This window comes from Phormidium sp. FACHB-1136 (genome assembly GCF_014697375.1).
Lineage (GTDB): Bacteria > Cyanobacteriota > Cyanobacteriia > Phormidesmidales > Phormidesmidaceae > Nodosilinea.
Genome location: NZ_JACJRS010000177.1, coordinates 1 through 5,434 on the forward strand (window position 1 = coordinate 1; position 5,434 = coordinate 5,434).

Consider the following 5,434-nt stretch of genomic DNA (forward strand, 5'->3'; position numbering starts at 1 on the left):
CACAAATTGACGGCCACAGTCCCGGCACTTGTAATTTTGCTTCCCGCGATGGCTGGTGCCGTTCTTGGAGATATCGTGAGACCCACAGGTCGGACAGGTCATCTCGATGGCCATGCGTTTGTCTCCCTGGTTATCGTGGTGGCGTAGCCTGATTTTCCTCTGTCCCGTGCATTAATGCACTACCCATCAATTTTCAGCAGCCTGCGGTGGCGGCAACCGATAGCGAAGTCACAGACAATGACATTGTGATTTGCTATGCCGACGATGAGGTGATTGGTCTGACGATTTTGTCGGTGAGTCAGCGATAGATGGGCGATCCATGCTTTTTAGCTGTGATTGTGGCTTCTGGGGGCAGTGAGGTCATGAGCTAATGACCAAGGTATTGGTATCCACGACCACCCTCAACTCAGCCATCGGCCAGAATATCGCTGAGGATTTCGGGGGTTAGGCCGCTGGCCTGGGCCTGGGTTTGCATATCGTGAATGATGTCATCTAGGGGGCGATGCTGCATGGTTTGTTTCAGCCAGGTATTGAGAAGCTGCTGAATTTTGCGCTGCTCGGTGGGGGTGGCTTCGCGATAGGCTTTGGCAACGTCGTGATCAACCTGGATGGCAATGGTTTCCATGGTGATAGCTCGAAACGGTTTATCAGGGCGATGGATTGATCTTGGCACACCTAGGCAGAACAATGCCCTACGCAGGGAAAGAAACTGGGATGCTTACGCGATAATAAGGCTTAGATTCGTTGGAGTAGCACTCTGTAGCCCAGGGGAGAATTCTATGACCTTGAAAGAGCAACTGATGCAAGCCATCGAGGAAGCCTCTGAACCTGTGCTGGTGGAGGTGCTGGATTTTCTTCAGTTTCTTCAGTCTAAGCAGGTTGAGGATGCTGCCGATATCCAAGCCGCCCGTGAATCTTTGGCGACTGTGGCCACGGAAGGGACAGTGTCTTGGGAAGCCCTCAAGGCTGGTGTTGGGCTATGAGCTATCGCCTGGAGGATGCCTATGAATCGTGATGTTCAGGCGGCGTTAGACACAATCAAGGCGCGTCTGGTGCCCCAGTTTCAGCCGATTCAGATCATCTTATTTGGATCCCAGGCAACGGGCAGGGCAACGCCGGAGAGCGATATTGATCTGTTGGTGGTCATGCCCCAGGTGGCCAGCAAGCGCCAAGCGGCCATTGCCATGCGTCGGTGTTTGGCCGATTTGCCGATGGGTAAGGATATTATCGTCACGACTACGGAGGAAATCGCCCGTCGGGGTTATGTTGTGGGTACGGTGCTGCACCAGGCCATCACCGAGGGCAAGGTGATCTATGAGCAAGCCTGAACACCACCTTGAGTCTGCTCGGTGGCTTCGCTATGCCGCAGAGGATTTGAAGGCGGCGGTGGCGCTGTTGGGGCAAAGTGCGGTGGAACCCAGGCATATCTGTTTTTTGTCGCAGCAAGCGGCGGAGAAGAGTTTGAAGGCAGCGCTAATCTTTGCACAAATTAAGTTTCCCTTTCGGCATGATTTGGATGAATTGAAAAACTTGGTACCCAGGGGTTGGGCGCTTAGCCGTTGTTCTGTTGACCTCGCAGAACTGACGGAGTGGGCGGTGGAGGCCCGTTACCCAACGGATGATGATGACCCAACTTGGGAGGAGGCCCATCGGGCGGTGGAACAGGCCAGGGCCATCTATGAGGCGACCCATAGCGATTTACAAGGCCGTGGGTTGGGCTGAGAAGGGAGATGCTGGCGGGAAAAGAACCCAGGGTTCTTGGAGAACCCTGGGTTCTGGGGATGTGGCCGCAACCCCCTAGGGCTGAATCTGCCCCAGCAGGGCTTGGGTGAGGAGGTGGTTAGACAGCAGGTGGGTTTGGTTGGCGGCAGCTACCGATTGCAGGAAGTCAGCAAAATTGCCCAAGATCGTTTGCGTGTTGGGGTGATCTTCTCCCAACCGTTGCACCGCAATGGTAAGCGCTTGCATATACAGCGGTTCCGCCTCCCCGTAGCGCCCCTGCATCTGATACAGATACGCGAGATTGTTCAGGCTGGTGGCGACATCGGGATGATCGTCGCCCAACAGCCGTTGGCGCAGGGTCAGGGCGTCGCGGAAGAGGGGTTCCGCCTCCCCGTAGCGCCCCTGCGACTGATAGAGAAGCGCGAGATTGTTCATACTCTGTGCCACATCGGGATGATCGTCGCCCAACAGCCGTTGGTACAGGGTCAGGGCGTCGCGGAAGAGGGGTTCCGCCTCCCCGTAGCGCCCCTGCGACCGATATAATCCCGCGAGATTGTTCAGACTCTGTGCCACATGGGGATGCTCGTCGCCCAACAGCCGTTGGCGCAGGGTCAGGGCGTCGCGGAAGAGGGGTTCCGCCTCCCCGTAGCGCCCCTGCGACTCATAGAGAGCCGCGAGATTGTTCATACTCGTCGTCACATCGGGATGATCGTCGCCCAACAGCCGTTGGCGCAGGGTCAGGGCGTCGCGGAAGAGGGGTTCCGCCTCCCCGTAGCGCCCCTGCGACCGATATAATCCCGCGAGATTGTTCAGACTCGTCGTCACATCGGGATGATCGTCGCCCAGGCGATTTCGCACCACGACTAAACGATCCAGCCACCACGGTTCGGCCTGTCCATAGGCTCCCTGTCCTTCATAAAACCGCCCCAGCCCAGTAAATGGCCATCCTAACGACTCATCCTCTAGCCACCCCTGCCAGGTTGTCGCCGCCTCTGCAATGTGGGGGATGGCAGGAGTTACCGCCAAAATTTGGTCACGGGTGGGGGTTTGGGGAATGCCCTGGGCCACCTGCACCATCATCTGACAATAGCTCTGTTGCAGCGGTGCCGTGCTGTCTAAGTCGGCAAATCGCACCCGCAAAAATTCTTGAATCAGCGGATGCAGCTGATAGATATCTTGATCGACGCGCTGAAGCAGACTGTTTTGTAGCAGCTTATTGCGCTGCTGCCGCAGGGTAGGGGTGGGCACATCGGACAAACAGGCTTGCACCCACTCCCAGGCAATGGGCGTTGCGGCAAATAGGCTCAGTAGCGAGAGCAGGGTTTGGCTGGCTTCGTCTAGTCGTTGCAGGCTGAGTTCAAAGGCTTCGGCTACCCCCAGCTTTGCCGTCATGGTGGCTGCGGTTTCGTCTTTTAGCAGGGCGTAGGCATCGGTACGCATTTCATCCAGCTCAGCCTGCACCTCTGCTAGGGTCAGGTCTTCGTCTAGCTCCAGGTAGCGACCCACCAGTTCTAGCGCTAGGGGCAAGCGACCTAATCGCGTACAAAGGGCGGTGGCTTCGGCCAACTGAGCGTTAATGCGGTCTGGCCCCACAATAGAGCGCAGCAGGTCGAGGGCGGCCTCTAGGCTAAGCACCTCGATCTCCAGGTTGTTGATGCCGGAGAAGCGCTGCCGTGTGGTTAGCAAGACTCGAAATTGCTCGGTCTGGGGTGGTAAATAGGGCTGAATATTGGCAAGGTCGGCCACATCGTCGTAAATAACCAGCATGGCCGAGGGCGCTAGGGGCCACTGTGCCCACACGTAGGCCACCTGATCGGCCAATTCACCATCGGGGGGTGACATCCCTGCGGTTTTTGCAAATCGAACGATCTGGCTGGCCACATCTTGATCTCTAGCTTGCAGCCAGCAAATCCCACCGGGATAGGTCTCTGCGTTTAAGTGGGTGTAGGCATATTGCAGGGCCAGTTCGGTTTTGCCAATGCCGCCCATGCCCTTTAGGGCCGTAATCGCTAGGCGGCTGGTTTCGTGCAGTTGGGCATGAACACGGTCGAGGTCTTTCTGGCGGCCCACAAAGGTTTTGGTGCCGCTGCGGGATAGGTTGTGGGGGCAACGTTTGGGCGGTGGCGGCAGGGTATCAAGACGATCTACAAAAGTCTGCCAGCGACTATCTTGTCGATGAAACGCCTTCTGTTTCTCAACCAAGTCTGGCCACTGCTCTAGAATCACCGTGGCCGCAATGCCCCCGCCGCCGAGGTCGGCATAGCCCCCATCGCGAGACAGCTTGGCCATGGCGCAAACCTTTCCCGTACGGCAATTCAGCAACGCCGAACCGCTCATTCCCGGCTGCATTTGTCCTTGTTTCAGCAGCACCAAGGGCAGTTGATTTTCGGTAAACAACCCCTCGCACACAAAATCCGCCGGACGACCATCGGGATAGTCGCGCTCTGGGTAGCCAAACAGATAGAGCGCATCCGTCCGTTCCACCGCTGGATCAAGCTGGACACAGGGCAAATCATGGCGGGGAGAATCAAACCGCAACAGGGCCAGGTCGTAATCAGGCAAGATCCGCTCGATCTGGGCCTCGGCAAAGTTGTGACTGTGCTGCCACCGCATCTGAATCGGCGCATCCCCCGCCCCCCGCACAACGTGCTCGCAGGTCAACACATAGCCCGGTGCCACAAAAAAGCCCGTGCCACAGCCCCCGTTAGCCAACGTGAGCTTAACCGTGCAATCCTGCAATAGCTCGTAGAGGTTATTGGCCATACCCTAGGTTTTTGGCTCCCACTCTAGGGTGATTTCTAGGGTCGCATTGCCGCCGCCCTTTACCAGCATGGCGGTGAGCTGCCCCGGTTCTACCGCTACATCAATGCCAAATTTCACCGTCGCCTTAGAGGGCATCGCCTTGTGGATGGGAGTAGCCACAGCGGCCACCAGCCCCTCAATCGCCTTGCCCACATCCTTGAGGTCGAGAATTTGCCCACCCGCTACATCCTGCCTGCCGCCCGCCGCCGCCACCTGTACCTTAACGATGGTGCCATCCTCTAGCTTGGCCGGAATCGTTTCAATGCGCTCTGGAGTCATCATCCGGAACCCTAAGTTTGCTTTGAGTTTAGCGATAGATCCAGGTTAGGTGGGCTAAATTCCGGATAGTTTAGGATTTCGTGTCATACCTCAGCAATTACCTTGGGGCTAGTCTAGATCCAGCATTATTCACGCTTGGTAAAGACCAGTCGCCAACTCACCAATCCAGGTCTCCAGCGCAGTCTTCGATGGGTGTTGCCAAGCCTGCTTTGATGGACTCTCGCATATTAGGCACCGAGAGCAGGTAGAGGGTTTCTTGAATACTGGCCCAGTCTCCCTCGGAGAGGAGGACGGCATTGACCTTGGCCCCGGTAATCCGGCTGGGCCTGTGGAATTGGGCCACTTCATCCATTAATTGGGGCAAGTTGGTTTGGGCGCTGTTGACGGGTATATCAGGCATGGGGCTTCTGGGATGCGGCCTTTTGCATTAGACCCTATCGGTAATAAATTGTTCTGCCTGTATTGCAGCCCGGAGACTGATTAGGACAGAATAGGGATGTTGTTTCCGCCCCTGAACCCCGATGCCTGCCCCCTACAGTGTGGATTTAAGAGTAAAGGCCGTTGCCGCAGTTGACCGAGGTGAGCGCAAGAGCCACGTCGCTCGTGTCTTGCAGATCAGTCGCAATACGTT

8 protein-coding genes and 1 pseudogene are annotated in these 5,434 nt (G+C 56.7%); 4 read left to right on the forward strand and 5 right to left on the reverse strand.

Features of this window, described 5'->3' with window-relative positions:
* Positions 1-102 (reverse strand): IS1 family transposase (locus H6G62_RS25800; RefSeq protein WP_199324940.1); only part of this gene is annotated, 102 nt, incomplete at its 3' end.
* Between the two features lie 304 nt (positions 103-406).
* Positions 407-625 carry a hypothetical protein gene (locus tag H6G62_RS25810; protein ID WP_190500533.1) on the reverse strand — a complete coding sequence of 73 codons (219 nt, stop codon included), beginning with the start codon at positions 623-625 and terminating at the stop codon, positions 407-409.
* Positions 626-779: 154 nt separating this feature from the next.
* Between H6G62_RS25810 and H6G62_RS25815 the strand changes: the two genes are divergently transcribed.
* From H6G62_RS25815 to H6G62_RS25825, 3 genes are read left to right on the forward strand one after another with little or no spacing between them, the layout of a single operon-like run.
* A complete protein-coding gene (locus H6G62_RS25815) occupies positions 780-983 on the forward strand; it encodes a DUF2281 domain-containing protein (protein WP_190500535.1) in 204 nt (67 codons plus the stop codon).
* Between the two features lie 21 nt (positions 984-1,004).
* A complete protein-coding gene (locus H6G62_RS25820) occupies positions 1,005-1,328 on the forward strand; it encodes a nucleotidyltransferase domain-containing protein (RefSeq protein ID WP_190500537.1) in 324 nt (107 codons plus the stop codon).
* A complete protein-coding gene (locus tag H6G62_RS25825; protein WP_190500539.1) occupies positions 1,315-1,722 on the forward strand; it encodes a HEPN domain-containing protein in 408 nt (135 codons plus the stop codon). The genes H6G62_RS25820 and H6G62_RS25825 overlap by 14 nt, the downstream gene beginning before the upstream one ends.
* Positions 1,723-1,797: 75 nt before the next feature.
* On the opposite strand, the gene H6G62_RS25830 is transcribed toward H6G62_RS25825, so the two are convergent.
* The 3 genes from H6G62_RS25830 to H6G62_RS25840 all read right to left on the reverse strand — a co-directional run bounded on the left by H6G62_RS25830 (position 1,798) and on the right by H6G62_RS25840 (position 5,203).
* Positions 1,798-4,485, reverse strand: a complete 2,688-nt coding sequence (locus H6G62_RS25830) for a tetratricopeptide repeat protein (protein ID WP_190500540.1) — start codon at positions 4,483-4,485, stop codon at positions 1,798-1,800.
* Between the two features lie 3 nt (positions 4,486-4,488).
* Entirely contained in the window at positions 4,489-4,806 is a 318-nt protein-coding gene (locus H6G62_RS25835) for a CU044_2847 family protein (protein WP_190500542.1), read from the reverse strand.
* Between the two features lie 154 nt (positions 4,807-4,960).
* Positions 4,961-5,203 carry a type II toxin-antitoxin system Phd/YefM family antitoxin gene (locus H6G62_RS25840; protein ID WP_190500544.1) on the reverse strand — a complete coding sequence of 81 codons (243 nt, stop codon included), beginning with the start codon at positions 5,201-5,203 and terminating at the stop codon, positions 4,961-4,963.
* Between the two features lie 121 nt (positions 5,204-5,324).
* Here H6G62_RS25840 and H6G62_RS28145 point away from each other — a divergent pair.
* A pseudogene (locus H6G62_RS28145) lies at positions 5,325-5,434 on the forward strand (IS630 family transposase); the annotation flags it as partial.

Coding starts and splice junctions, on each gene's coding strand:
- H6G62_RS25840 (WP_190500544.1), bottom strand. CDS start 5,203: ATGCCTGATATACCCGTCAACAGCGCCCAAACCAACTTGCCCCAATTA.
- H6G62_RS25825 (WP_190500539.1), top strand. CDS start 1,315: ATGAGCAAGCCTGAACACCACCTTGAGTCTGCTCGGTGGCTTCGCTAT.
- H6G62_RS25815 (WP_190500535.1), top strand. CDS start 780: ATGACCTTGAAAGAGCAACTGATGCAAGCCATCGAGGAAGCCTCTGAA.
- H6G62_RS25835 (WP_190500542.1), bottom strand. CDS start 4,806: ATGATGACTCCAGAGCGCATTGAAACGATTCCGGCCAAGCTAGAGGAT.
- H6G62_RS25820 (WP_190500537.1), top strand. CDS start 1,005: ATGAATCGTGATGTTCAGGCGGCGTTAGACACAATCAAGGCGCGTCTG.
- H6G62_RS25830 (WP_190500540.1), bottom strand. CDS start 4,485: ATGGCCAATAACCTCTACGAGCTATTGCAGGATTGCACGGTTAAGCTC.
- H6G62_RS25810 (WP_190500533.1), bottom strand. CDS start 625: ATGGAAACCATTGCCATCCAGGTTGATCACGACGTTGCCAAAGCCTAT.